The organism is Halobellus sp. Atlit-38R, from assembly GCF_003665925.1.
Taxonomy (GTDB): Archaea; Halobacteriota; Halobacteria; order Halobacteriales; family Haloferacaceae; genus Haloquadratum; species Haloquadratum inordinatus.
The window spans coordinates 1-494 of the sequence record NZ_QXIJ01000243.1; the positions used below are offsets into that span (position 1 = coordinate 1).

General features: G+C 60.9%; 1 protein-coding gene. It reads left to right on the forward strand.

Features of this window, described 5'->3' with window-relative positions; translation table 11 throughout:
- Positions 1 to 265, forward strand: a 265-nt coding sequence (locus D3D02_RS19160; RefSeq protein ID WP_147435754.1) for an MMPL family transporter, incomplete at its 5' end; no start/stop codon positions are given.
- Positions 266 to 494: the final 229 nt, after the last annotated feature.

A 494-nucleotide genomic window follows, 5' to 3' on the forward strand; every position in this document is an offset into this window, starting at 1 on the left:
CGAGTACAACGACTCCAACCTCAACGAGGCGCTGCACATGACCGTCAGCGGGACTGGCGGCGCACTGACCGGGAGTATGCTGACGACGACGACCGGTCTCGGCGTCCTCGCAATCGCAATCACCCCCGTCCTCGGACAGTTCGGCGTCGTGACCGCACTGAGTATCTTCTACTCGTATCTCACCGCGCTCGTCGTGACGCCGCCGACCCTCGTGGTCTGGGAACAGCTGACGCAGCAGACCGAATCGACTCCGACAGCACCCTGATAGCCCACGACCAGAACCACTCCTGAAACAGCCCCACTATGCCAGAACCACGCGCCAAACAACCTTTTTCGACTCGGCCGCCTGCAACGCGCACGGTGGCTCCGGTCGTTTACCCCTGCCCATACGCTCGAATCGTCCGCAGAACAGCCCCACGGTGAATCACACGCCAACCGAACTCCAAACCCCACACGACACATTACAAACGGAACTCACATGACCAAGAACCACC